The sequence below is a fragment of the Corallococcus exercitus genome, from assembly GCF_003611585.1.
GTDB lineage: Bacteria > Myxococcota > Myxococcia > Myxococcales > Myxococcaceae > Corallococcus > Corallococcus exercitus.
Window position 1 is genome coordinate 1 of record NZ_RAVW01000099.1, and the last position, 25,324, is coordinate 25,324.

Here is a 25,324-nt window from a genome sequence, read left to right on the forward strand (position 1 = left end):
CGCGGAGATGTGTAGAAGAGACAGCGCCGGAGCCTTCCGCCCCCCTGTCCTCCGTGCCCGACGCCGTCGCGCCGCGCTTCCGCTTCCTGCCCGCGGTGGGCACGTGGAAGTACCACCTGCTGCTCGCGTCGGTGGCCATCCTCTTCCTGGGCCCGCTGGGCGGCGTGGCCGCGTCGTACATGAACTTCAGCCTGGGCTTCTTCGTCGCCAGCCAGGTGCTCTCCGGCATCCTCGGCAGCGTCGTCACCTACGGCTACGGCGCGGAGGGCAAGCACGGCGCCAACTACATGCAGACGATGGCCGCGTCGGTGGCCTCGCTGTGCGCCATGTCCGTGCTCATCCAGTCCATGGTGTGGCTGGGCATGCCCCAGCCGCCCGCGTGGCAGCTGATGCTCTTCGTGGGCTGCGTGGGCATGTTCGGCGTGGGCGTGGGCATGCTCTACACGCCGTTGCTCGTGGACAAGCTCCAGCTGGACTACCCGTCCGGCTACGCGGTGGCCAACATCCTGCGCGCGCTCACCGACAAGCGCCTGCTCAAGGCCTCCATCGCGAAGCTGGGCGGCGGCACCGGCCTGGGCATCCTGGCCGCGTGGCTCACGGAGAAGGTGGCCGCCATCGCCGCGCTGAGCGTAAGCAGCTCCACGGTGGGCGCCGGCATGGTGGTGGGCAGCCGCATCACCGTGCCCGCCATGATCATGGGCCTCATCGGCTACGCCATCACGCCGCACCTGCGCGACATCGGGTGGCTGGGCCCCAATGACCCCTACCGGAAGATCGGCTTCCTGGTGTCGCTGGCGATGATCTGTGGCGCGGCGCTGGTGGACCTGGCGGTGCTCGCGGTGCAGGCGGTGGACCGCATCCGGGGCCGCGCGCAGGCCCCGGCGGACACCGAGCCCGCGTGGAAGAAGGTCAACGTGCCCCGGCTCATCGCCTGGGTGGTGGGCTGGGGCGCTGCCGTCGTCGTGGTGGCCACGCAGGTGCTGCACCAGCCCGCGGGCTTCATCCTCTTCGGGCTCGCGCTGTCGCTCCTGTTCGTGCTCATCAACGGCATTGCCTACGGCATCAGCGACAACAACCCCATCTCCAGCGCCTTCGTGATGTCGGTGCTGCTGATGTCGCTGCTGGGCCTGAAGGATCCGCTGGTGGGCCTGATGGCGTCCTCCATCCTGCTCATCTCCACGTCGGTGGGCTGCGACATGCAGCAGGACCGCTCCACCGGGTGGCGCCTGGGCACCAACCGCGTGGTGCAGTTCCGCTACCAGGTGCTGGGCATCTTCATGGGCGCGGTGCTGTGCGTGGTGCTGGCGCGGGTGTTCATGGGCGCCTACCCCGTGCTGTCCGTCAACCAGCTGGACCACCCGGACGTGAAGGTGGCCCAGTGGAGTTCCGCGATGACGTACAAGTTCGTGGGCGCCATCCGCGACCTGGGCACGCTGTCGGCGCACAAGGTGACGGCGCTGCTCGTGGGCCTGTCCATCGGCTTCACGCTGGAGGTCATCCGCAAGGGGGTCCGCCGGCATCCGGCATACCTGCGCTTCGTGCAGGGGTCGCGCACGGGGTTCGGCGTGGGCTGGACGATGGACTCGCTGGTGCTGGCCAGCCCCTACGCGTACGCGTTCGGCGGCTTCATCGCGCTGCCCGCGGCCATCTGGTTCGGCATGGGCGGCATCCTCACGTCCGTCTTCAACACCGTCTCCAAGCGCTTCAAGCGCGAACCCGCGCCCGGAGAGGCGGTGCTGCCGGAGGACATGAGCACCATGTCCCTGGTGGGCGGCGGCCTCATCGCGGGCGAGTCGCTCTTCTACCTCTTCGTCGGCCTCGCCGGCCTGCTGGCCCTGTTGGGCTGATGCACCGTGTCCCGGCGCACGGCTTGACTTTCCGTGCGCTCGGGAGCACTTGTTGTCCCGTGAGCCTCGTCATCAACACCACCGCGACCCAGACCACCACCACCGCTTCGGCGGGCGTGGGTTCTGTGCGCGTGTCGGTGGCCTGACGAGCGCACGGTTTCCCGCCCCGCCGAGTTCCGGCCGGGGCGACCGTGCAACCTCACACGCCCCGTGTCCGGCCCCGGCTGCTTCATCCCGACCGACACACGGAGACGACAATGCTTGATGAACACGACCACCGCGCGCTGGGCCAGCGCCTGGACCTCTTCCACCTGCAGGAGGAGGCCCCGGGCATGGTGTTCTGGCACCCGCGCGGACTGATGCTGTACCGGCTCCTGGAAGACCACGTCCGCCTGCGCATGCGCGAGGAGGGCTACCGCGAAGTCCGTACGCCGCAGCTGTGCTCCCAGCCACTGTGGGAGCAGAGCGGCCACTGGGAGAACTTCCGCGAGAACATGTTCTGCCTCCCGGAAGGCGACCGGCACCTGGCGCTCAAGCCGGTGAGCTGCCCCGGCCACATCCAGCTGGTGCAGCGCATGGCGCCCAGCCACCGCGACCTGCCCCTGCGCCTGGGGGAGTTCGGGCTGGTGCACCGCAGCGAGCCCAGCGGCGCACTGCACGGGCTGTTCCGCCTGCGCCAGTTCACGCAGGACGACGGCCACATCTTCTGCGCGGCGGAGCAGGTGGAGGCGGAGGTGGTCCGCTTCGTGCGCTCGCTCAAGGCGTTCTACGCGGGCTTCGGCTTCGACGACGTGCAGGTGGCCTTCTCCAGCCGTCCGGCGATGCGCGCCGGCAGTGACGCGCTGTGGGACCAGGCGGAGGCATGGCTCCAGTCCGCGGCGAAGCAGGCGGGCCTCCAGTTCGAGGACCAGCCCGGCCAGGGCGCCTTCTACGGGCCCAAGCTGGAGTTCGTGCTGAAGGACCGGCTGGGCCGCGCGTGGCAGTGCGGGACGATCCAGTTGGACCTGGTGCTGCCGGAGCGCTTCGACCTGCACTACGTCGGCGCGTCCGGAGAGCGCCTGCGCCCGGTGATGCTTCACCGGGCGCTGTTCGGCAGCCTGGAGCGCTTCATCGGCATGCTGCTGGAGCACCACGGGGGCGCGCTGCCCGCGTGGCTCGCACCGGAGCAGGTGGTGGTGGCCTCCGTGGGCGCGGGGGCCGCCGACTACGCGGAGGCGCTGGCGGCGCGGCTGCGGCTGGCCGGCTGCCGCGCGCGAGCGGACGTGCGGGACGAGTCGCTATCCAAGAAGGTCCTGGGCTCGCACGAGGACGGCGTGCCGTTCCTCGCGGTGGTGGGAGGCCGCGAGGTGGAGTCGAAGGGCGTCCGCCTGCGCCAGCGCGATGGCTCGCAGCGAGACCTGCCGTGGGATGACGCCGTGGCGTGGCTGTCCGCCGCGTGCCAGCCGGCCGTGGCGGGCTGAGCGTCAGGACGAGAGGCAACGACCCGGCGTTTCCTTCCCTCGCGAAGGGAGCGCCGGGCCCTCTGGAGTTTCAGGAATAGAGGCTCAGGTGTTCCAGCGGCTCACCGGGCCGCAGCAGCGTGAGCGGCTCGGAGGCAACGTCGTCCAGGCGCAGGAGACCGACGGCGTGATGTTCGGCGTCCACGACGACCAGGCGGCTCACGTGGTGCTCTTCCATCAGGCGCTCTCCGGCCTCCAGGGGCGCGTCCTCCGGACAGGTGACGAGCGGCGCGGACATCGCCTCGCGTACGGTGGTGATGTCGGGGTCATGACCGTGAACGGTGGAGCACAGGGAGAGTTCCGAGTCTGTGAGCAGGCCCACCAGCCGGCCGTGATCCGTGACGGGCAAGGCCCCCAGACTCGAGGCTTCCAGCCGTTCGGTGGCGGAGCGCAGACATTCGTCCGCGTCGATGGTCTTCACGTCCCGGGTCATCAGTTCCGAAATCCGCATCGACATGCCTCCTGGTGGGCGGGCGTGACGCCCCGAGGAAGTACAACTGGTGGACCGCTCCCTTCGCCGCACGCGTGGAGGCCCGCTGGGACGCGAGGTGTGTCTCCCGGTGAGCAGGCCCCTGCCTGCCTCCCTGGTGTAGGGTGCGACGGAATGGCCGGCGGTGCATCCAAGGCCGTGCTCCGGGCTTCAGGGCCCGAAACGTGGAGGAGGACCCATGGCGGACAAGCTCAACCTTTCCAACGAAGAGTGGCGCAAGCGCCTCACCCCCGAGGAGTTCCAGGTGCTGCGCCAGCACGGCACCGAGTACCCGGGGTCAGGCTGTTTCCTCGGCACCAAGACACCGGGCACCTATGTTTGCGCGGGCTGCAACAACCCGCTGTTCAAGTCCGGCACGAAGTTCGAGTCCGGCACCGGCTGGCCGTCCTTCACCCAGACGCTGTCGGAGGACTCCGTGACGGAGATCCGCGACGTATCGCACGGGATGATCCGCACCGAAGTCCGCTGCGCGCGCTGCGACGGCCACCTGGGCCACGTGTTCCCGGACGGCCCGCCGCCCACGGGGCTGCGCTACTGCATGAACTCCGTGGCAATGAAGCACGTCCCCGAAGGAAGCCCCATCGAGCTGGTCCGGGCCTGAGCAGGTCGCAAGAAGTTCGGCGCCCCATCCGGCGCCGAAGCCCGGCTGGGCAGAGGCGTGCGAACTCAACCGGCGCTCACGAAGCAGGAAGTCCAAGGGAATGGGCAATGAAGCGCCACAGGCGCGCTGCCCACCTGCCCAGCGGGCGCTGAGCGCCGTGAAGCGGTCCGCCCTCCTTGCACACCGCCCCGCGGGTGTGTCCGCGGGAGCCGGTGGGTGGGACCTCAAACTGGAGGCCACCGTCCGGAGACGGAGCGTCCCACCGTGTCCGACAGTCGGACACGGTGCCCAAGGTGGCGCCCGTCACGTCTCCCCCAGCGCTTGCTCCACCGGGCTCGCAGGAGACGGCCCCCGGAGTAGCTGGGCATCTCGGCACCTCGATGTCCGACTCCCTGGGAAGGGCCTGCCCATGAGGACCCGGGGCAATTCCGAGCTCACTGGTCTCCTCGGCAGCTGGCGCGACACGGCCGAGTCCACGCTCCTCAACGCAAGAAAGTGCCTCTCGAGCATCGTCCTGCGCGGTGGCGGCTACGAGGTCGCAGAGGCCACGCGACTCAACGCAGGGAAGTGCCTCGGGCGCATCGTCCTGCCCGGAGACCGACGCGGAGTCGCCTGGGTCACCCGTCTCAATACAGGGACCTGCCTCGGAGGCATTGCCCGACACGGTGGCTGAGGAGGGGGCGCCGAGGAGGCACTCCTGAGCGTGAGGCGCCTCGGGAGACACATGCTCCTGAGGACGTGGCGCGAATTGGTCGAGCACCCGCTCATCACAGGCCTTCAGCAGTGCCGGCAGCTGATGCTGGAGTGCCTGCACGTCGCGCTCTTGCAGGGCATTCTGCGCGCAGATGGCCCACTGGCGCAGCGACTCACCGCCCATGAAAGGCAGCAGCCGGGCCGAAATGCCCCGGAAGGCCCGCTGAAGCGATTGGATGAGGAGCAGGTGCCCGGGCCGTGCAACCGTCTGGGCCGCCTGCCGCAGCAACTCGAATTCCAACTGCGCGCAACGCTCCCCAGGATTCCAGCGGGCCTCGTCCCAGAGCTGGAAGCAGATGTCCTCCAGCGGCCCCATTTCCATGACGGAGGCATTCGCGCAGCAGTCGGCCAGGAGCTCCACCAGCACCTGCCGCCTGAGGCTGAAGAAGCCCTCCAGAAGCCGCCTGCACGCCTCGGAGCGCTCGTCATGCAGCGCCAGGCCCAGGTTCTCCAGCGTCAGCGATTCGTCCAGAGCCACTGCTCGCGCCTGTCGCCCAGAGCGCTGCACCACCAGGCCCCGCGCCGCCAGCCGCCGCAAGGCCTCACGCACCGTGCCCCGGCTCACCCCATACCAGCGAGCCATCATCCGCTCCGAGGCCAACCGCCCGTTCCTCGGCAGCCGCCCCAGCGAAATGTCCCGCTCAAGCTGCTCCTCCACGTACGCCACGAGCCCCACCCGCACCATCTCCGCCGCCCTTCTCGCCAATGCTTCGCCCATCCAACCAGAGGGGTCTGACATGGACGCAGGGGCCCACCGTCCTCGGCACTCGCCGGGCCAGCGCTCTCTCCGGCGACGGGCGGCGCGAACTGGTCCGACAGTTGGACCAGTTGGGCGACGTCGCTCCCGGCAGAGGGACGCTGTCCATGGTTCCACCTGCATGTCCATTCCAGCCCCCCGTGGCCCGTCGCTGCGTTCCGCCAAGGCGAGTGGCGTCACGGAGAATCCCGGGTCGCGGGGCTGATTGACGAACCCCTGGCGCCCCACCCGGCTTCTTGATGCAGGACGCGTCTCCCCCTCCTCTGTGAGGATGGGGACCATGCGACGACCTCCGGCCGGACTCCGGGTACTGCTCACCGCACTCTTGTTGGGCGGTGTTTCCCAGGGGGCGCCGCCCCCGAAGGCCGCGCCGCCCCCGGTAACGTGGCTCTACCAGGACCGGCTGGCCTCGCCCTGGGAGGACCTGACGTGGGCTGGCGCGCATGTGATGAGCGCCACCGTTCCAGGGGCTTCGGGCGGCCATGCCATCTCCGTGACGCTGGGGCCGTGGGAGGCGCTATACTTCGGCCACCCGGGCTTCGATGTGTCACCGGAGGACACGCTGGTGCTGAAGGTGCACGGCGGGAAGGACGGCGCGAACGCGGCGGTGCGCGCGCGTGTCGTCATCGGGTCCGAGCAGCCCGTGGGCGTGCCCCTGGGCCCCACCTGCGCGGGCGGCACCATCCCAGCCAGCAAGTGGACGACGTGCCGCGTACCGCTGGCGAAGCTGCTGCCCGAAGGCCGCACGCGCATCACCGGCCTGTGGCTCCAGGAGGACGGCGGCAGGACGCTGCCGCCGATCTTCTTCGACGACATCGGCATCGAGCAGGGCCCCCGGTTGGTGAGCCTCACGCTGGACACGCCCGCGGTCTTCCTGACTCCGGGCGCGACGCATGCCTTCCGCGCCACCGTGACGAATAGCAAAGACCCGGCGGTGGCCTGGAGCGTGGAGCCCGGAAACGAGCGGGGCACCATCAGTGCCACTGGCGTCTACACCGCGCCCCGCAAGCCGGGCACGTACCGGGTGATGGCCCGGAGCAAGGCGGACCCGAGCCAGCTCGCCGTGGCCAGTGTGGTGGTGGGTGCAGCCCCGGTCGCGAGCGGGCGCCCGGGACAGGGCGGCAAGTGGGTGTCGGGCTACTACACGGGCTGGAACGCGGATGAGTACCCGCCGGAGAAGGTGGACTTCAGCGCGCTCACGCACATCCTCGTAGGCCGTGTCACGCCGAAGGCGGACGGCACGCTGAGCACCAAGTTCGACAACGACCGAGGGCCGGAGATCGCCCGCACGCTGTCGAAGCGCGCGCACGCCGCGGGCCGAAAGGCGCTCATCATGGTGGGCGGATCCGGTGAGCACGACGGCTGGGTGGGCGCGGCGTCCGACGCGAACCGCGCGAAGTTCGTCCGCTCGCTGCTCAAGGCGATGGATGACTTCGGCTACGACGGGCTCGACCTGGACTGGGAGCCCGTGGAGAAGGAGGACCAGCCCAAGCTGCTGGCCCTGGTGAAGGCCCTGCGCGAGGCGCGGCCGAAGATGCTCCTCACCTTCCCCCTCCACTGGATCAACACCAACTTCCCGAACGACGCCGACCCATGGTTCGCGGATCTGGCGACGTACTTCGACCAGATGAACATGATGTCCTACGAGATGATTGGCGCGTGGGACGGTTGGAAGTCCTGGCACACGTCCGCCCTCAGGGGCGAACAGGGGCTGCACCCCACGTCCATCGCGTCCAGCCTGGAGCTGTGGGTGAAGGCGGGCATCCCCAAGGCGAAGCTGGGCATTGGCATCCCCTTCTATGGCCTCGCGTGGCGCCACATCACCGGCCCGTACCAGCCCTTCACGAACTGGTCTGACTACGTGGGCGGGGACAACTCGTTCACCTACAAGAAGATCCTCCGCTATTCGAAGCAGGGGAAGTACCAGTGGGACGAGAAGGCCCAGGCCAGCTACGTGACGTTCGCTCCGGACAAGCTCGTGGAGGACGGCACGGTGACGTGGATCTCCTACGACAGCCCGCAGGCCATCGCCGCAAAGGCCGCCTTCGTGAAGCAGGAGGGCTACGGCGGCACCATCCTCTGGACGCTCAACCAGGGGTGCATCGACCCGGAGACGGGTGCCAACCCGCTGCTGGACGCGGTGAAGGCGGCCTTCCTCCCGTAGCAGGAAGGAAGGCCCCGCTCCGCCGCATCCGCGTCAGCCCAGGGTGACGCGCGCGTTGCGGAACATGCGCATCCAGGGGCCGTCCTCGCCCCACTCCGCCGGATGCCAGGAGTGCTGCACGGTGCGGTGCACGCGCTCCGGGTGCGGCATGGTGATGGTGAAGCGCCCGTCCTTCGTGGTGAGCCCCGCGATGCCGTGCGGCGAGCCGTTGGGATTGGCCGGGTACTTCGCCGCCACCTGCCCCCGGTTGTCCACCCAGCGCGTCGTCACCAGCCCGGAGGCGTTGAAGCGCGCGGCGGCCTCCGCGTTGGCGAACTCCGCCCGTCCCTCGCCGTGCGACACGACGATGAGCATGCGGCTGCCCTCCATGCCCTTGTAGAAGAGGGACGGCGACGGGGAGATCTCCACGGTGCCCAAGCGGGCCTCGAACTGCTCGGACGCGTTGCGCACGAAGCGCGGCCACCCGTCCGCGCCGGGGATGAGCTCGCGCAGCTGCGCGAACATCTGGCAGCCGTTGCACGCGCCCAGCCCGAAGCTGTCCGGCCGCGCGAAGAACTCCGAGAAGGCGTCACGCGTGCGCGGGTTGAAGAGGATGGACTTGGCCCATCCGCCGCCCGCGCCCAGCACGTCGCCGTAGCTGAAGCCGCCGCACGCCATCACGCCGTGGAAGTCCTTCAGCGACACGCGGCCCGACAGCAGGTCGCTCATGTGCACGTCCACCGCGGTGAAGCCCGCGCGCGTGAATGCCGCCGCCATCTCCTGCTGGCTGTTGACGCCCTGCTCGCGCAGCACCGCCACGCGAGGCCGGGCCCCCTTCGCGATGTACGGCGCCGCCACGTCCACCTTCGGGTCGAACGTGAGCACCGGCGACAGGCCCGGGTCCTGCGCATCGCACTTCGCGGCGTACTCCTCCTCCGCGCAGGTGGGGTTGTCGCGCAGCTTCTGGATTTCGTAGCTCACGCGCGACCAGGTGCGCTTGAGCGCCACCGTCTCTTCCGCGAGCAGCTCCCGCGCGCCGTGCCGCACGCGCACCACCTGCGCGGGCGTGGGCCGCCCCAGCTCGTGGACGTGCGCGCCCAGACCGTGGCGGGTGAGGACTTCCCGCACGCGCGCCACGTCGGCCGCGCGCACCTGCACCACCGCGCCCAGCTCCTCGTTGAAGAGGGCCGCCACGGCGTCACCGCCCAGCGGCGACAGGTCCACGTCCAGGCCGCAGTGGCCCGCGAAGGCCATCTCCGCGAGCGTGGCCCAGAGGCCGCCGTCGGAGCGGTCGTGGTACGCGAGCAGCACGCCCGCCGCGTGGAGTTCCTGCACCGCGATGAAGAAGCCCTTCAGCGCCGCCGGGTCGTCCACGTCCGGGCACTCCGGGCCCACTTGCTGCTGCACCTGCGCCAGCACGGAAGCCGCCAGCCGCTGCCGGCCCTTCGCCACGTCCAGTAGCAAGAGGCGCGTGTCCCCCGCCACGTCCACCGGCTGCGGCGTCAGCGTGACGCGCGCGTCCAGCACCGGCGCGAACGCGGTGATGATGAGCGACAGGGGCGCCGTCACCGACTTCTTCTGGCCGTCCTCCTGCCACTGCGTGCGCATGGACATGGAGTCCTTGCCCACCGGGATGGCGATGCCCAGCGCGGGGCACAGCTCCATGCCCACCGCGTGCACGGCCGCGTAGAGGTTCGCGTCCTCGCCGGGGCTGCCCGCCGCCGCCATCCAGTTGGCGGACAGCTTCACGTCCGACAGCTTCGCGATGCGCGCCGCCGCCAGGTTGGTGAGCGCCTCGCCCACCGCCATCCGCGCGGAAGCGGCCGCGTCCACCAGCGCCACCGGCGTGCGCTCGCCCAGCGCCATGGCCTCGCCCGTGTCGGACATCAGCGAGGACAGCGTCACCGCGCAGTCCGCCACCGGCACCTGCCACGGGCCCACCATCTGATCCCTTGCGGTGTGGCCGCCCACGGAGCGGTCGCCAATGGTGATGAGGAACGACTTGTCCGCCACCGTCGGGTGCGACAGCACCGCGTGCGCCACGGCCTTCAAGTCGGAAGGCACGCTCAGCGGCGCGTGCTTCAGCGGGCGCGACACGCCCTCGCGGTGCATGCGCGGCGCCTTGCCGAAGAGGACGTCCATGGGCAGCGCGATGGGGGTGTCCCCCAGCGTCCTGTCGGTCAGCGTGAGCACCTGCTCCGCGGTGGCCTCGCCCAGGACGGCGAAGGGGGCGCGCTCGCGCTCGCACAGGGCGGCGAAGCGCGGCAGGTCCTCTGGTGCCACGCCCAGCACGTAGCGCTCCTGCGCCTCGTTGCACCAGATCTCCACCGGAGCCATGCCCGGCTCGTCGTTGGGCACCTCGCGCAGTTCCAGCCGGCCGCCCAGCCCGTTGTCGTGCGCCAATTCCGGCAGCGCGTTGGACAGGCCGCCCGCGCCCACGTCGTGGATGGAGCGCACGGGGTTCTTGTCTCCCAGCATCCAGCACTGGTCGATGACCTCCTGGCAGCGGCGCTCCATCTCCGCGTTGTCACGCTGCACGGAGGCGAAGTCGAGGTCCGCCGCGCTCGCGCCCTGCGCCATGGACGACGCCGCGCCGCCGCCCAGGCCAATGAGCATCGCCGGGCCGCCCAGCACGATGAGCTTGTCGCCCGCGCGCAGCGGCGCCTTCTTCACGTGGTCCGCGCGGATGTTGCCCAGGCCGCCCGCCAGCATGATGGGCTTGTGGTAGCCGCGCACCTCCACGCCCTCCGGCGTGCGCACCTGCTGCTCGAAGCTGCGGAAGTAGCCGGTGAGGTTGGGCCGGCCGAACTCGTTGTTGAACGCCGCGCCGCCCAGCGGGCCGTCCACCATGATGTCCAGCGCGGACACGATGCGGTCCGGCTTGCCGTAGGGCGCCTCCCACGGCCGCGCGAAGTCCGGCAGGCGCAGGTGGCTGACGGAGAAGCCCGTGAGCCCCGCCTTCGGCTTCGCGCCGCGCCCGGTGGCGCCCTCGTCGCGAATCTCACCGCCCGCGCCCGTGGCGGCGCCCGGGTACGGGGAGATGGCGGTGGGATGGTTGTGCGTCTCCACCTTCATCATGATGTGGGCCGGCTCGCGCACGGTGCCCCACTCGCGCGCCTCGCCCTGCGGGAAGAAGCGCTCCACCTCGAAGCCCTCGATGACGGCGGCGTTGTCCTTGTACGCGGACAGCACGCCGCCCGGGCTCTGGGCGAAGGTGTTCTTGATGGCCTGGAACAGCGAGCGCTCGCGAGGCTTGCCATCCACCGTCCACGACGCGTTGAAGATTTTATGGCGGCAGTGCTCGCTGTTGGCCTGCGCGAACATCATCAACTCGACGTCGGTGGGATTGCGCTTGAGCTCCGTGAAGCGCTCCACCAGGTAGTCGATTTCGTCCTCCGCCAGCGCCAGGCCCAGCTCGCCGTTGGCCCGCACCAGGGCCGCGCGGCCGCCGCCCAGCACGTCCACGCGCGTGAGCGGCCGGGGCGCGTCCGTGCGGAAGAGGACCTCCGCGTCCTCCAGCCGGGGCAGCACCGCCTGCGTCATGCGGTCGTGCAGCACCGCCTGCACCCCTTCCGCCTCGTTCGCGTCCAGCGGCCGGCCGCCGGGGCCGGTGAGGAAGAACGCGATGCCGCGCTCCATGCGGCGCACCTGCGTGAGGCCGCAGTGGTGCGCGATGTCCGTCGCCTTGGAGGCCCAGGGCGACACCGTGCCCGGGCGCGGCACGACCAGCAGCAGCGTGCCGGTGCGCTCGCGCTTCGCCGTGTGCGGGCCGTACTCCAGCAGGCGCCCCAGCCGCTGCGCCTCGTCCTCGGTCAGCGGCGCCGACGTGTCCGCGAAGTGCACGAACTCCGAGTAGAGGGTGGCCACCGTAGGCACCCGCTCCCGGCAACGGACGAGCAGCTTGGCGAGCCTGAATTCGGAGAGGGCCGGAGCCCCGCGCAGCGTGAGCATGAAGGTCCTTGCGAACGGGTGACGGGAGGTAACAGCGGGGCCGTCCTTATCACCGCGCCCCGCGTCACAACGCCCGGAGTTCATGCCCGGACGCCCGCACAGCACCCAGGTGGGTGAACCGCCGCCGACGTGTGCCCTCCTCCGTCCCCGGCCTTCCTCCCAACACTCCCAGTCCTCCAGGAATTCACCTGGCAGTCAGTGCTCCATGCTTTGCTCGCCAGGCTTCAAATTCTCGTTTTGTCACACTGGGGGCATCTCCATGACGCGCAAGACACGCTGGCTCCTCGCCGGCCTGACGTTCACGCTGTCCGCCTGTGGCGCGGGAGGTCCCGACGCCGAGGCGCCTTCATCTCCAGCGGAGGCCCGCATGGGCGACCTGCAGGCGGCGCTGGGCGCGCTGCCCGGGGCGGAGGTGACGGGGGTCCACGAGGATGGCGTCCCCCAGTTCATCCGGGGTGCCCTGGGCACGGCGGGCCGTCCCATCCCGGGTGCCAGCGCCTGGCAGGCGCACGCGCTGCTGGAGCCCACCCTGCTGCGCGTGCTGCCCGCCTTCCGGCTGACGGCAAAGGACGTGGTGCCCCAGCGCATCCAGCGGGACGAACTGGGTCACACGCACCTGCGCTACGCGCAGACCAAGGCCGGCCTGCCGGTGGTGAACGAGGAGCTCGTCGTCCACGTGGCCGCGCAGGGCCAGGTGTACGCGGTGAACAGCACCGCGCGCGACGGCGAGCCCCTGCCGGCCCCCGCGCGCATCAGCCCGGAGGCCGCGAGCGAGGCGGCGCTGGCGGCGTCCTCCGGCGGCATCGCGGAGTCGGTCCGTGAGGTGTTCGTCCGCCCGGCCCCGGAAGCGGCCCTGGTCCGCGCCTTCGAGGTGGTGGTGTCCGGCCAGCACGAGGACGGCCTGCCGCTGCGCGACCGCGTCTACGTGAGCGCGGCGGACGGCCAGGAGGTGCTGCGCACGCCGGAAATCCACACCGCGCGCAATCGCAAGGTCTGTTCGGTGGGTGGCACGTCCAATGGCTGGTGCCGGCTGGAGGGCCAGCTGCCCACGGGCGACACGGGCATCGACAAGACGTACGACAACCTGGGCCTCTTCTACGACTGCTTCCAGCAGAACTTCGGCCGCGACTCGTACAACGGCACGGGAGGCCAGCTGCTGGCGCAGGTGCACTACGGCACCAACTTCCCGAACGCGTACTTCGACGGCGCGAAGCTGGTGTGCGGCGACGGCAGCCTGCCCCAGTTCGGGCCGCCGTGCGGGGACCCGGACATCGTCGTGCACGAGTACACGCACGCTGTCACGGACAGCACGTCCGACCTCGTCTACAGCGGCCAGTCCGGCGCGCTGAACGAGTCCCTGTCGGACATCTTCGCCGCCACCTGTACCAGCTGGGCCACCGGCACCTGGAGCACCGCCGCGTCCGTCTGGCAGATGGGTGAGACGGTCTGGACGCCGAGCACGCCCGGGGATGCCCTGCGCTACATGAACGACCCCGCGCTGGATGGCGCCTCGCTGGATTACGCCCCGGATGTGAACAGCGCCACGGACGTCCACTACGGCTCCGGCGTGCCCAACCTGGCGTTCAAGCTGCTGTCCACCGGCGGCGTGCACCCGCGCGGCAAGACGACCGTGAACGTGCCGGCCATCGGCGTGCAGGCCGCGGCCCGCATCTTCTATTACGCCAACGCCAACCTCTTCACCGCCACCACCACCCTCGCCGCGGCGAAGACGGCGACACGGCAGGCGGCGGTGAACCTGGGCTACAGCACCGCCATCCAGAACGCGGTGGACGCGGCGTGGGACGCGGTGGGCGTGGGCGTGGTGACTCCGCCGCCCACCTGCACGCTGCTGCCCAACAACACCACGGTGTCCCTGCTCTCCGGCGCGGCTTCGTCGAAGCAGTACTACTGCTTCGACGTGCCCGCGAGCACCGCCTCCACGGTGTCCATCTCCAGCGGCACCGGGGACGTGGACCTCTACACGCGCTTCGGCGCGGCGCCCACCACGACGACCTACAACTGCCGTCCCTACCTGGGAGGCAACAACGAGACGTGCAACCTGGCGGCGCAGTCCACCGCCGGCCGTCAGTGGATCATGCTCCAGGGCTTCAGCGCCTACAGCGGCGTGAGCCTGTCCGTGCACTACTGACGCACCTGGCTGCCTGCCCTCCGTCGCGCGCACGCGCGGTGAGGGTGGGCACCTGGGGGCTGGTCTCCTTCGGGGCCCTGGGCGAAGAATGCGCGCCCGGGGCCGCTTCGGGCCCCCGGCAAGGCAGAGGGCCATGAGGGACGAGCGCGTCATCTTCAGCAGCAGCGTGGACAGCCTGTATCGCAAGGTGCTGGCGCCGTCCCTGACGCCGGAGCTGCTGGACCGGCTGCGCGCGCGCGGCCTCAACCTCCACGCCCCGCTGCTCGCCGCGTACCCGCTGGCCGTCTGGGTGGAGTGCCTGGAGGACACGGCCCGAACGCTCCACCCGGACCGTCCCGTGGAGGACGGCCGGCGCATGCTGGGCCGGCGCATGGTGGAGGGCTACGCGCAGACGCTGGTGGGCGGCGCCGTCCTCACGCTGGCCCGCGTGGTGGGCCCCATGCGCTCGCTCGAGCGGATGCAGCACAACTTCCGCAGCGGCAACAACTACACGGAGACGCGCCTCACCGTGCTGGGCCCGTCCCAGGCGGACCTCTGGTTCAACGAGCCGCAGGCGCTGGAGGGCTTCGTGGACGGCGTGCTGGAAGAAGGGATGTTGCGCGTGGGAGTGCAGAAGTTCACCCTGAACCGCACCCGCCACTCGCCCGAGTCCGCCACCTACCACCTGGACTGGGCCGACCGCGCCTCCTGACACCGGCTCCCATGTCTTCCATCCTCTCGACGCTGCCCGCCCTCTACCAGGACCTCCTCCCGGCCTTCTTCCGCAAGGAGGCGCCCACGGAAACGAAGGCCACCTGCTCCAACTGCGCCATGAGCCGCGCCTCCGCGCAGGCCACGGTGGAGTCCGTGGACGGAGCGGAGCACCTGTTCCGGCCGGACACCAAGTGCTGCACGTACTACCCGCGGCTGCCCAACTACCTCGTGGGCGCGCTGCTGTCGGATGACTCGCCCCAGATGGCGGAGGGGCGCCGGCGCATCGAGGCGAAGATTGAGAGCCGCATCGGCGTGAGCCCCCAGTGGGTGAAGCCGCCGGCGAAGTTCAACCACCTGTACAAGAACGCGCACCAGTTCTTCGGCCGGGCGTCGTCACTGCGCTGCCCGTACTACGCGCTGGAGTCCGGCGGCTGCACCATCTGGGCGTATCGCGAGTCGGTCTGCTCCACGTTCTTCTGCAAGTACGTGGCGGGGCGGGACGGCCAGCGCTTCTGGATGTCGCTCAAGACGTACCTGACGCTGGCGGAGTTCCAGCTGTCGCGCCACGCGCTGCTGCAGCTCATGCCGGAGTTCCTCCTGGACGGGCGCGACAAGGCGGAGGTGGCCACCGCGCCCCTGTCCGTGGAGGACCTGGACGACGCGGCGCCCCCGCCCAAGGCGTACGCCGCGCTCTGGAAGGGGTACGCCGGGATGGAGAAGGACTTCTACCGCGCCTGCTACGACGCCGTGCGCGCCGTGTCCCGCGACGGGCTGGAGCGGCTGCTGGGGCTGGACGGCATCATCGAGCAGAAGGTGCTGGAGAAGCTGCACTCCCAGGCCACGGCGCCCACGCTGCCGCGCGTGCTGCGCTTCAACCCGGACGCGACGGTGAAGTGGCTGCCGGACGGCAGCGTCGCGCTGGGCTCGTACAGCGAATACGACGCGGTGGCGCTGCCCGGTGAGGCGTATGCGCTGCTGGTGGAGTTCACCGGCCAGAAGCCCGTGGAGGCCGTGCGCCAGCACCTGCGCGACCACAAGCAGGCGGACCTGGATCCGGACATCCTCCTGGAGCTGCACCGGCACCGCATCCTCATCGAGCCCTGAGCGCGGGCCCGGCGCCGGACGCAAGTCAGAGCTGGCCCGCGAAGGCGCCCACGTCGCGCAGCCAGCGGGCGATCTTCTGGGTGCGCTCCCACGCGGGCTCGGCGGCGACCAGGTGCTCCGCCAGCCACGCACTGAAGGCCGGGTCGCCCGCGCGCAGCCATGCGGAGGACTCGGCCAGCTCCCCGGCGGCGGCCTCCCACGCGCGGCGCACCGCGCTGGCCACGGCCATCAGCTCCGCGATGCAGCGGGTGAAGACCTCCATGCCCACCGTGACCTCGTTGGCGCTGTCGCCGCAGGACAGGGCCAGCGCGCGCAGGTGGCCCAGGTCCTTGAGCAGGCCGTGCTCCAGCGCGGCGGCGGTGCCCAGCCGGGCCTGGGCGGCGCGCTGCAGCAGCTCCACGTCCTCGCAGAGCTGGCGCCACGCCACGTCGTCGCCCATGGGGAAGTCACCCCGGCGGCGCAGGCGCACGCCCACGGCCTGCCAGAGATTGCAGAAGACGAGCACCTCCTCCACGCTGCGGCGCACGTGCGGCGGGATGTGGTCCAGGAAGTCCACCACGCACGCGCGGGCCTCGCGGACGAAGGCGTCGCCCTTCGGCGAGGCATCCACGACGCCGCGCGCCAGCTGGAGCACGCGCCAGGCCCACTGGAGGGCGCGCTCGGAGGTGGTGAAGAGGACCTCCAGGCCGGTGCCCAGGGCGCCCGCGGCGTAGCTGGTGTCGGCGGTCGTCGGGGAGGGGATGGAGGGCAGGCCGGGGGCCTCGGCGCGCGCGCCGGTCGTACGCGGAGACGGTGTCTCCACGTCCTCGCTGTCGGTGCCGGGCCCGTGCGGCCCCGGCGCCGTGTGCTCACGCACCATGCGCGCTTCATCCTCCTTCGCCGGCGGAAGCTCCGTCCTTCCGAATATCGCACGCCACCTGTCGCCTCCAGACCTGGATGCGGGGACGTGCGATGCACCACAAGGCGCCCCTCCCTGAAGCCAGGATGGGCGCCTTGCGATGTCCGGCACTGCGCAACCAGGACGCTCAGTGCAGGGTCGGATTCTTCTTCAGTGCACTGAGCCGCGCGTGCGTCTGCTTCTGCGAGGGCAGCAGCTGCTGACGCACGAAGGTGCGCGCCTCGCCGTGAAGCTTGTCCACATCCCGCGTGTAGTCCTTCAGGCCGTGGTCCTCGCCCTCCTCCAGCGCGTCGATGGCCCGCTTCTCCCCCAGCAGGTCCGCGCCAGCCTGGACGGCCTTGGCGAAGAGGCCCCACGGGCCGGAGCCCTGCGCGGGCTTCCCACCCAGCTTCTCGATGCGCTCCGTGAGCGCCTCGACGCGCTTCTCGTGGTCATGGAGGCAGGCCTCCACCTCCGTCCGGGCGACCTCGGTCTCGATGTGCTTCGACGCGAGCCGGTAGGTCTCCACGGCGGAGATCTCACCCCGCAGGAAGGAGTTCAGCGTCTCGAGTTCGGCGGCGGCATTGGCCATGACGGCATCTCCTTGATTCGGATGGGTTGAAATCGTCTGGCGCAAAAGGTGGTGTGCCTTCCCGGCCCGGCAATGAGGGCCCCTCTGCTCGCCCGGTCGGCAGGCGTCCGGAACGGCGCCGCCGCGACGGCGGCCGTGGCAGACTCACCCGCGGCATGTGGAACTGGGTTCACCAGCTGGCGGAGTGGGCACGGGAGGAGACGCCGTTCGCCGTCGTGACGGTGACGGAGTGCAAGGGCAGCACGCCCGCGTCCCCCGGCGCGAAGCTGCTGGTGCGCGCGGACGGCACCTTCCACGGCACCATTGGCGGCGGCCACCTGGAGCAGCTCGTGCTTCAGGATGCCCGCGCCTGTCTGGCCAGGGGCGAGGCGCGCACGTTCCGCCATCCGTTGGGCGCGAAGCTGGGCCAGTGCTGTGGAGGGGTCGTGGACGTCTTCGTCGAGCCCGTCAACCACGGGCCCCAGCTGTACCTCTTCGGCGCCGGCCACGTGGGCCAGGCGCTGTGCCGCATCCTGGAGGGCACCCCGTTCCGCGTGCACCTGGTGGACGAGCGCGCCGAGTGGGTCCAGTCCCCGCAGGTGCCCGCTGGCGTGGTCCGCCACGAGGAGCCCTGGGACGACTTCGCGTCGCGCGCGGTCTGGGATGAAGCGCGCACCTACGTGGCGGTGATGACGCACCGGCACGACGTGGACCAGGACATCATCGCCTTCGCCATCCAGAAGCCGGCCCGCTACATCGGCCTCATCGGCAGCGACACGAAGTGGGCCCGCTTCCGGCAGCGGCTGGAGGCGAAGGGGGTGCCCGCCGGGCAGGTGGGCCGCGTCCAGTGCCCCATGGGGCTGCCCATCGGCGGAAAGTCACCGCAGGAGGTGGCCGTCAGCATCGCCGCCGGGCTGCTCCAGCTCCACCATGGGCTGGCCCCGGGACTGACCCAGGAGGCAGGCGCTCAGCCGCCGCCCGCGCCCCTGCTATCCTCCGGGGAATGAGCACCCCCTTCGAGTTCCGGCTCAACGGACAGACCGTCCAGGTCGACGACGCGTCGTCCAACACCACCCTGCTGGACCACCTGCGCGCGCGCGGGCTGACGGGCACGAAGCAGGGCTGCGCCGAGGGCGACTGCGGCGCGTGCACCGTGGCGATGGTGGACCGGGACGTGAACGGCCAGAAGACCCTGCGCGCGTTCAACAGCTGCATCGCGCTGCTCCCCATGGTGGCCGGGCGCGAGCTCGTCACCGTGGAGGGCGTGGGCAGCCGCGCCGCGCCCCACCCCGTGCAGCAGGCGATGGTGAAGCACTACGGCTCGCAGTGCGGCTTCTGCACGCCGGGCTTCGTCGTCTCCATGGTGGAGGCGTACTGCCGCAAGGACGCGGGCTCGCCGGAGGCCGTGGCGGATCAGCTCTGCGGCAACATCTGCCGCTGCACCGGCTACCGCCCCATCCGCGACGCGATGATGGACGCGCTCGCCACCCGCGACGCGAAGGGTGGAGGCCCCGGCATCCCTGGTGTCTCGCTGGAAGGGCCGCCCTCCCCCACGCCGCCCCTGCGCTACGAGGCGCGCGACGGCCTGTTCCTGCGCCCCACCACCTGGGAGGACCTGCTCGCGCTGCGCGCCCTGCACCCGGAGGCGATGCTCGTGGCCGGCGCCACGGAGCTGGGCGTGGACATCACCAAGAAGTCCCTCCGCTATCCGTTCCTCATCTCCACGGAGGGCGTGGAGTCCCTGCGCGCCATCCGCCGCGAGGAGGACGGCTGGTACGTGGGCGGCGCCGCGTCGCTGGTGGACGTGGAGGACGCGCTGGGCCACGAGGTGCCAGAGCTGGCGAAGATGCTCAACGTCTTCGCCTCGCGGCAGATCCGCCACCGCGCCACGCTCGCGGGCAACCTGGTGACGGCGTCGCCCATCGGGGACACGGCGCCGGTGCTGCTCGCGCTGGACGCGCGGCTGGTGCTCGCGTCCGTGCGTGGCGAGCGGATCGTGGCGCTGTCGGACTTCTTCCTCGCGTACCGCAAGACGGCGCTCCAGCCGGACGAGGTCGTCCGCTTCGTCGTCATCCCCCACGCCCCGGCGAAGGACAGCGGCCTCACGCGCCACTCGGACAGCTTCAAGGTGTCCAAGCGCCGCGAGCTGGACATCAGCATCGTCGCGGCGGGCTTCTGCATCGAGACGGACGCGCTGGGGCTCGTGCGCACCGCGCGGCTGGGCTACGGCGGTGTCGCGGCCACTCCGGCGCGCGCGAAGCAGACGGAAGCCCTGCTCCTGGGCCACCCGTGGAACGCGGAGGCCGTGGCCCGCGTGCGCGCCACGCTGGAGCGCGAGTTCACGCCGCTCACCGACCTGCGCGGCAGCGCGGACTACCGGCGCGGGCTGGTGGTGTCGCTGCTGGAGAAGTTCGCGTCCGGCGCGCGCAGCCCCGTGCTGGACGGCCGCCCCCGCTTCGCCCTGGGTGCTCCTGCCGCCACGGCTGACGCGGGCCGCGAACTGCGCCATGAGAGCGCGCTGGGCCACGTGACGGGCAGCGCGCAGTACGTGGACGACCTCGCGCAGCGCCGCCCCATGCTGACGGTGTGGCCGGTGCTGTCGCCGCACGCGCACGCGCGCATCCTCCGCCGCGACGCCAGCGCCGCGCTGAAGGTGCCCGGAGTGGTGAAGGTGCTGCTCGCGGAGGACATCCCGGGCATGAACGACACGGGCCCCATCCGCCACGACGAGCCGCTGCTCGCGAAGGACGAGGTCCTCTTCCACGCGCAGGTGGTGGCGCTCGTCGTCGGCGAGACGCCCGAGGCCTGCCGCGAGGGCGCCCGCCAGGTGGTGGTGGACTACGAGCCCCTGCCCGCGGTGCTCACGCTGGACGAAGCCCTCCAGCAGGGCAGCTTCCACACCGACCCGCACGTCATCCGCCGGGGCGACGTGGACAGCGCGCTCGCCTCCAGCCCGAACCGGCTGGCCGGGGTGCTGACGATGGGCGGCCAGGAGCACTTCTACCTGGAGACGCACGCGGCCTTCGCGGAGGTGGGCGAGGACGGCGACGTCACGGTGACGTCCTCCACGCAGCACCCGTCGGAGGTGCAGGCCATCATCTCGCACGTGCTGCACGTGCCGCGCAGCCGCGTGGTGGTGAAGGCGCCCCGCATGGGCGGCGGCTTCGGCGGCAAGGAGACGCAAGGCAACGCACCCGCCGCGCTGGTGGCGCTGGCGGCGGTGCACACGGGCCGGCCGGTGAAGTGGATGCTGGACCGGGACGTGGACATGGTCGTCACCGGCAAGCGCCACCCGTTCCACGCGGCCTGGGAGGTAGGCTTCGACGCCACGGGCCGGCTGCTCGCGCTCAAGGCGGACCTCACGTCCAACGGCGGCTGGTCCCTGGACCTGTCCGAGTCCATCACCGACCGCGCCCTCTTCCACCTGGACAACGGCTACTACGTGCCCTCGGTGCGCTACACGGGCCGCGTGGCGAAGACGCACCTGGTCTCCAACACCGCCTTCCGCGGCTTCGGCGGGCCACAGGGCATGCTGGTGATGGAGGACATCCTGGCCCGCATCGCGAGCACCCTGGGCCTGGCCCCGGAGGCCGTGCGCCAGCGCAACCTCTACGACGGCGTGGGCGACACCAACACCACGCACTACGGCCAGGAGCTGGAGGACAACCGGCTGCCCAAGCTGTGGAACGACCTGCTGGAGTCGTCCGACTTCGCGAAGCGCCGCGCGCAGGTGGACGCCTTCAACGCGTCCAGCCCCCGCATCAAGCGCGGGCTCGCCATCACGCCGATGAAGTTCGGCATCTCCTTCACCGCGACGTTCCTCAACCAGGCGGGCGCGCTGGTGCACGTGTACCGCGACGGCTCCGTGCTGCTGTCGCACGGCGGCACGGAGATGGGCCAGGGCCTGCACACCAAGATTCAAGGCGTGGCCATGCGCGAACTGGGCCTGCCGGCTGAAATGGTGCGCGTGGCGCAGACGGCGACGGACAAGGTGCCCAACACGTCCGCGACGGCGGCCTCCAGCGGCTCGGACCTCAACGGCGCGGCGGTGCGCGAAGCGTGCATCCAGGTGCGCGAGCGGCTGGCCCCGGTGGCCGCGCGCATGCTGGTGCAGCTGCACGGACAGGCGGTGTCGCCGGACGCGCTGGTCTTCGAGGACGGGCGCATCGCGGCGGCGTCGCGGCCGGACCAGGGGCTGCCCTTCGCGACCGTGGTGGAGGAGGCCTACCGCGACCGCGTGGGGTTGTCCGTCACCGGCTACTACCGCACGCCGGGCATCGGCTACGACCGGAGCCTGGGCCGCGGCAAGCCGTTCCTCTACTTCGCCTACGGCGCGGCGGTGAGCGAGGTGGAGGTGGACGGCGACACGGGCATGAAGCGCGTGCTGCGCTCGGACCTGCTGGAGGACGTGGGCGACTCGCTCAACCCCGGCGTGGACCGGGGTCAGGTGGAGGGCGGCTTCGTGCAGGGCATGGGGTGGCTCACCGGGGAGGAGCTGAAGTGGGACGCGAGCGGGCGGCTGCTCACGCACTCCGCCAGCACCTACGCGGTGCCCGCCTTCAGCGACGCGCCCATCGACCTGCGCGTGGCGTTCATGGAGCGCGCGGAGCAGAAGGGCGTCATCCACGGCAGCAAGGCCGTGGGCGAGCCGCCGCTGATGCTGGCCCTGTCCGTGCGGGAGGCGCTGCGCGACGCGGTGGCCGCCTTCGGAAGCCCGGGCGGTGACGTGGGGCTGCCCTCGCCCGCCACGCACGAGGCCCTCTTCCTCGCCATCCAGCAGCGCAAGGCGCGGGGAGCCGGGCTTCCAGTTCCAGACGAAACGCGCGAGGTGGCGTGAGGCGGGAGCCGGGTGCGGCAACATGCCACGGCATGCCCGCGCGGCCGGTGCGTTAGACGGGGGCACCTTCCAAGGATGACCCCCATGCGCTCCCTGCTCCGCCCCCGCCTCCTCCTGCCGCTGGCCCTCGTGGGCGCGCTCGGCTGCGGGAAGAAGGACATCGACCCGCCCTTCACGATGGCGGTGGACATCCCCGTCGCCGCCCGCGTGGGGAACGAGGCCTTCGCGTGCGGGAAGACGTACACGAACGTCGGGACGACGGGGACGACCTACGAGCCCATGGACTTCCGCGTGTACGTGCACGACGTGCGGCTGGTGACTCGGGACGGGGAGGAGGTCCCCGTGACGCTGACCGAGGACGGCACGTGGCAGCACTCGGGCGTGGTGCTGCTGGACTTCGCGAACAAGGACGGCCTGTGCACGCAGGGCACCGCGGGCATGAACGCATCCATCAAAGGCGCGGCGCCGGAGGGCACCTACACGGGCCTGCGCTTCAAGCTGGGCGTGCCGGAGGAGCTGAACCACGGCGACCCCACGACGCTCGGCGAGCCCTTGGGGGACATGGGCCTGCACTGGAACTGGCAGAGCGGCTTCCTCTTCACGCGCATCGAAGGCCGCACGCAAGGCCTCCCCCAGCACGTCATGCACCTGGGCAGCACGTCCTGTGCGCCGCCGCCCGCGGGCCAGACGCAGGGCACCGCCGGGTGCGAGAACAACAACCGTCCGGAGTTCCGATTGGACGGCTTCGACGTCACGAAGAACAAAGTGGTGATGGACCTGGGCGCGCTCTTCGCGGGCTCCAACCTGGACCAGAACCTCAGCGGTCCCAACACGGCCGTGGGGTGCATGTCGTTCCCCAACGACGCGGACTGCGCGCCCATCTTCGAGCGCCTGGGGCTGCCCTACGACGGCCAGGCGGCGAACCCGGCCGCGCAGGCCTTCATCCGGGCCGAGTAGGAGAGGAGGTCCACCGTGGCACGACGACAGAGACAGGCGTGGAAGGCGCTCGCGACGGTGGTGCTGCTGGCCACGGGCTGCGCGGATCCCTCGGGCCCCGCCGAGGAGCCCGCGCCCTACGACTGGAAGCTGCCGGCGGGCTTCCCCACGCCGCGCGTGCCGCAGGACAACCCCATGTCGGAGGCCAAGGTCCAGTTGGGCCGGCGCCTCTTCTATGACAAGCGCCTGTCGCTGAATGGCACGCAGTCCTGCGGTTCCTGCCACGAGCAGGCCCGGGCCTTCACGGACGGGCGGGTGCACGCGGTGGGCAGCACGGGACAGTCGCACCGGCGCAACGGGCAGGGGCTGGCGAACGTGGCGTACGCGACCAGCCTCACCTGGTCCAACTCCGCGCTCACCACGCTGGAGGCCCAGGCGCTGGTGCCGCTGTTCGGGCGCGAGCCGGTGGAACTGGGGTTCGCGGATCAACAGGAGGTGTTGCTGGAGCGGCTGCGCGCGGACACGGACCTGACGGCCCGCTTCGCGGAGGCGTTCCCGGGTGAGGCCACGCCGGTGTCGCTGGCCACGCTGACGCGGGCCCTCTCCGCCTTCGAGCGTTCCCTCCTCTCCGGCACGTCGCCGTATGACCGCTATCTGTACGGCAAGGAGGTGGACGCGCTGAGTCCCTCGGCGAAGCGGGGCTTGCAGCTGTTCCTGTCCGAGCGTCTGGAGTGCGACCACTGCCACTCCGGCTTCAACTTCCAGGATGCGACGGTGCACGAGCAGACGCCGGAGCCCATCCTCCCGTTCCACAACACGGGCCTCTACAACGAGGACGGTCAGGGTGCGTATCCCGCCGCGGATCCAGGCCTCCTTGAAATCACGGGCCGGCCAGAGGACATGGGGCGCTTCCGAGCGCCGTCCCTGCGCAACGTGGCCGTCACCGCGCCGTACATGCACGACGGCAGCGTGGCGACGCTCTCCGACGTGCTGGACCACTACGCGGCGGGAGGCCGCGCGAGGGCGGAGAACGGAGGACAGGCCAGTCCCCTGCAGAGCCCCTTCGTGCGCGGCTTCGAGCTGACGCCCGACGAGAAGGCGGACGTCATCGCGTTCCTGGAGTCGCTCACGGACACCGCGTTCCTGAACGACCCGCGCTTCGCGGATCCCGCCACGACGCCCTGAGAAGGTCGCGGGCGTGGAGGTTCAACTCCAATGACAGATGACCAGTTCCGCCTCTCGTTCAAAGGGAGCCTCAACGCCCTCGCGGATCCCTTGAGGGAGCTGACACCTTTCTTCGACGCGCTTGAGTCAGGCGCGGATGAATGGATGCCGGACATCACCAAGGGGAAACGGCGTCGTCGTTACACGCGCGCTGCCGTAGTGAAGGCACTGGCCGAGTCACGTGATGAGTGCATGACCTCCGTCGGGCTCTATCGCACCACGAAGCCCGACCTGGACATGACACTCCTGCTCTGGTTTCCGCCTCAGCCTCCATCGTTGGAGGTGTGGCTCAACGTGAAAGCGCTCGACCACTTCGCGGACGAAGCCCGCTGCCAAGCATTCGTGGAGATGGTTCGTGCCTGGGCCATCCGGTATCCGGTGTTGTCCTACGCCTCCGCCCACAGCATGGCGGATGACGAATTGTCGGGAGCCCCCTTTTACGGAAGAGAGGAACGGCTCGCTCAAGAGAACGGGTTCGACCAGATCTACGCGGTGTATTGGCTTAACCTTTTCGGCCCGAAGCTCGTGGAGTCCGTCGGCCGCGAGCGCATGCGCACCACGCCCGCCCACCGCGTCGAAGAGCTGCCCGACGGCTCCATCCTCCTCGTCACCTGGCCCACCGCCGCGGACTTCGCGAGCGAGGCCGCCCGCGTCGCCCAGGCCCGCGCCTGGGTCCACCTCCGGCCCGACCTGGACTTCGACACCGTGCTGGCCACCCTCCGCGAACGAAGCGCGACCCTCGCACGTGTCGAACCCCGCTTCGCTCCAGATGTCGCCGCGCTGCTCTCACACCTCGCCGACGACGCCCCCCTGAGCGAACGCCAGCAGCGCATCGCCGAGCTCAACGCCTACTGTCTCTTATACACTGCTGACGCTGCCGACGATAAGGCTC

16 protein-coding genes and 1 pseudogene are annotated in these 25,324 nt (G+C 70.7%); 12 read left to right on the top strand and 5 right to left on the bottom strand.

The features are described 5' to 3' along the window. Positions 1-44: 44 nt before the first annotated feature. Positions 45-1,847: an OPT/YSL family transporter gene (locus D7W79_RS14745; protein ID WP_120526017.1), complete on the top strand. Its 1,803-nt coding sequence runs from the start codon at positions 45-47 to the stop codon at positions 1,845-1,847. Positions 1,848-2,104: 257 nt separating this feature from the next. Further along, positions 2,105-3,307 (top strand): threonine--tRNA ligase, encoded by a 1,203-nt coding sequence (gene thrS / locus D7W79_RS14750; RefSeq protein WP_120526018.1) that lies wholly within the window; start codon positions 2,105-2,107, stop codon positions 3,305-3,307. Between the two features lie 70 nt (positions 3,308-3,377). Here the strand turns inward: thrS and D7W79_RS14755 are convergent, their stop codons facing one another. Then, complete coding sequence (locus D7W79_RS14755; RefSeq protein WP_120526019.1) at positions 3,378-3,797, bottom strand: CBS domain-containing protein; 420 nt, start codon at positions 3,795-3,797, stop codon at positions 3,378-3,380. A gap of 217 nt (positions 3,798-4,014) precedes the next feature. On the opposite strand from D7W79_RS14755, the gene msrB reads away from it, so the two are divergent. Then, positions 4,015-4,437, top strand: a complete 423-nt coding sequence (msrB, locus tag D7W79_RS14760; protein WP_120526020.1) for a peptide-methionine (R)-S-oxide reductase MsrB — start codon at positions 4,015-4,017, stop codon at positions 4,435-4,437. A gap of 76 nt (positions 4,438-4,513) precedes the next feature. Here msrB and D7W79_RS14765 read toward each other — a convergent pair whose 3' ends face one another. Next, positions 4,514-5,908 carry a FadR/GntR family transcriptional regulator gene (locus tag D7W79_RS14765; RefSeq protein WP_244221779.1) on the bottom strand — a complete coding sequence of 465 codons (1,395 nt, stop codon included), beginning with the start codon at positions 5,906-5,908 and terminating at the stop codon, positions 4,514-4,516. 319 nt (positions 5,909-6,227) lie between these two features. Here D7W79_RS14765 and D7W79_RS14770 point away from each other — a divergent pair, with 319 nt between their 5' ends. Continuing rightward, positions 6,228-8,111: a glycoside hydrolase family 18 protein gene (locus tag D7W79_RS14770; RefSeq protein WP_120526022.1), complete on the top strand. Its 1,884-nt coding sequence runs from the start codon at positions 6,228-6,230 to the stop codon at positions 8,109-8,111. Positions 8,112-8,144: 33 nt separating this feature from the next. On the opposite strand, the gene purL is transcribed toward D7W79_RS14770, so the two are convergent. Beyond that, positions 8,145-12,041, bottom strand: coding sequence for a phosphoribosylformylglycinamidine synthase (gene purL, locus D7W79_RS14775; protein ID WP_120526023.1), 3,897 nt, complete (start codon positions 12,039-12,041; stop codon positions 8,145-8,147). Positions 12,042-12,300: 259 nt separating this feature from the next. On the opposite strand from purL, the gene D7W79_RS14780 reads away from it, so the two are divergent. The 3 genes from D7W79_RS14780 to D7W79_RS14790 all read left to right on the top strand — a co-directional run bounded on the left by D7W79_RS14780 (position 12,301) and on the right by D7W79_RS14790 (position 15,987). Beyond that, positions 12,301-14,190, top strand: coding sequence for a M4 family metallopeptidase (locus D7W79_RS14780; RefSeq protein WP_120526024.1), 1,890 nt, complete (start codon positions 12,301-12,303; stop codon positions 14,188-14,190). A 133-nt stretch (positions 14,191-14,323) separates the two neighbouring features. Next, a complete protein-coding gene (locus D7W79_RS14785; RefSeq protein WP_120526025.1) occupies positions 14,324-14,881 on the top strand; it encodes a DUF2378 family protein in 558 nt (185 codons plus the stop codon). A gap of 11 nt (positions 14,882-14,892) precedes the next feature. Further along, complete coding sequence (locus D7W79_RS14790; RefSeq protein ID WP_120526026.1) at positions 14,893-15,987, top strand: hypothetical protein; 1,095 nt, start codon at positions 14,893-14,895, stop codon at positions 15,985-15,987. Positions 15,988-16,012: 25 nt separating this feature from the next. Here the strand turns inward: D7W79_RS14790 and D7W79_RS14795 are convergent, their stop codons facing one another. Both D7W79_RS14795 and D7W79_RS14800 read right to left on the bottom strand, forming a co-directional pair. After that, positions 16,013-16,846: a hypothetical protein gene (locus D7W79_RS14795; protein ID WP_120526027.1), complete on the bottom strand. Its 834-nt coding sequence runs from the start codon at positions 16,844-16,846 to the stop codon at positions 16,013-16,015. A gap of 166 nt (positions 16,847-17,012) precedes the next feature. Further along, positions 17,013-17,456: a DUF2383 domain-containing protein gene (locus D7W79_RS14800; protein ID WP_120526028.1), complete on the bottom strand. Its 444-nt coding sequence runs from the start codon at positions 17,454-17,456 to the stop codon at positions 17,013-17,015. A gap of 155 nt (positions 17,457-17,611) precedes the next feature. On the opposite strand from D7W79_RS14800, the gene xdhC reads away from it, so the two are divergent. From xdhC to D7W79_RS46440, 5 genes and pseudogenes are all read left to right on the top strand, one after another. Continuing rightward, the gene (xdhC, locus tag D7W79_RS14805) at positions 17,612-18,442 is read left to right on the top strand and encodes a xanthine dehydrogenase accessory protein XdhC (RefSeq protein WP_120526029.1); all 831 of its coding nucleotides are present in this window, start codon (positions 17,612-17,614) and stop codon (positions 18,440-18,442) included. Then, positions 18,439-22,272, top strand: a complete 3,834-nt coding sequence (gene xdhB / locus D7W79_RS14810) for a xanthine dehydrogenase molybdopterin binding subunit (RefSeq protein WP_120526030.1) — start codon at positions 18,439-18,441, stop codon at positions 22,270-22,272. The genes xdhC and xdhB overlap by 4 nt, the downstream gene beginning before the upstream one ends. 84 nt (positions 22,273-22,356) lie before the next feature. After that, positions 22,357-23,229 (top strand): MbnP family copper-binding protein, encoded by an 873-nt coding sequence (locus D7W79_RS14815; RefSeq protein WP_120526031.1) that lies wholly within the window; start codon positions 22,357-22,359, stop codon positions 23,227-23,229. Positions 23,230-23,244: 15 nt separating this feature from the next. Then, positions 23,245-24,393, top strand: a complete 1,149-nt coding sequence (locus D7W79_RS14820) for a methanobactin export MATE transporter MbnM (protein ID WP_120526032.1) — start codon at positions 23,245-23,247, stop codon at positions 24,391-24,393. A gap of 30 nt (positions 24,394-24,423) precedes the next feature. Further along, positions 24,424-25,324: pseudogene (locus D7W79_RS46440) on the top strand (hypothetical protein); the annotation flags it as partial.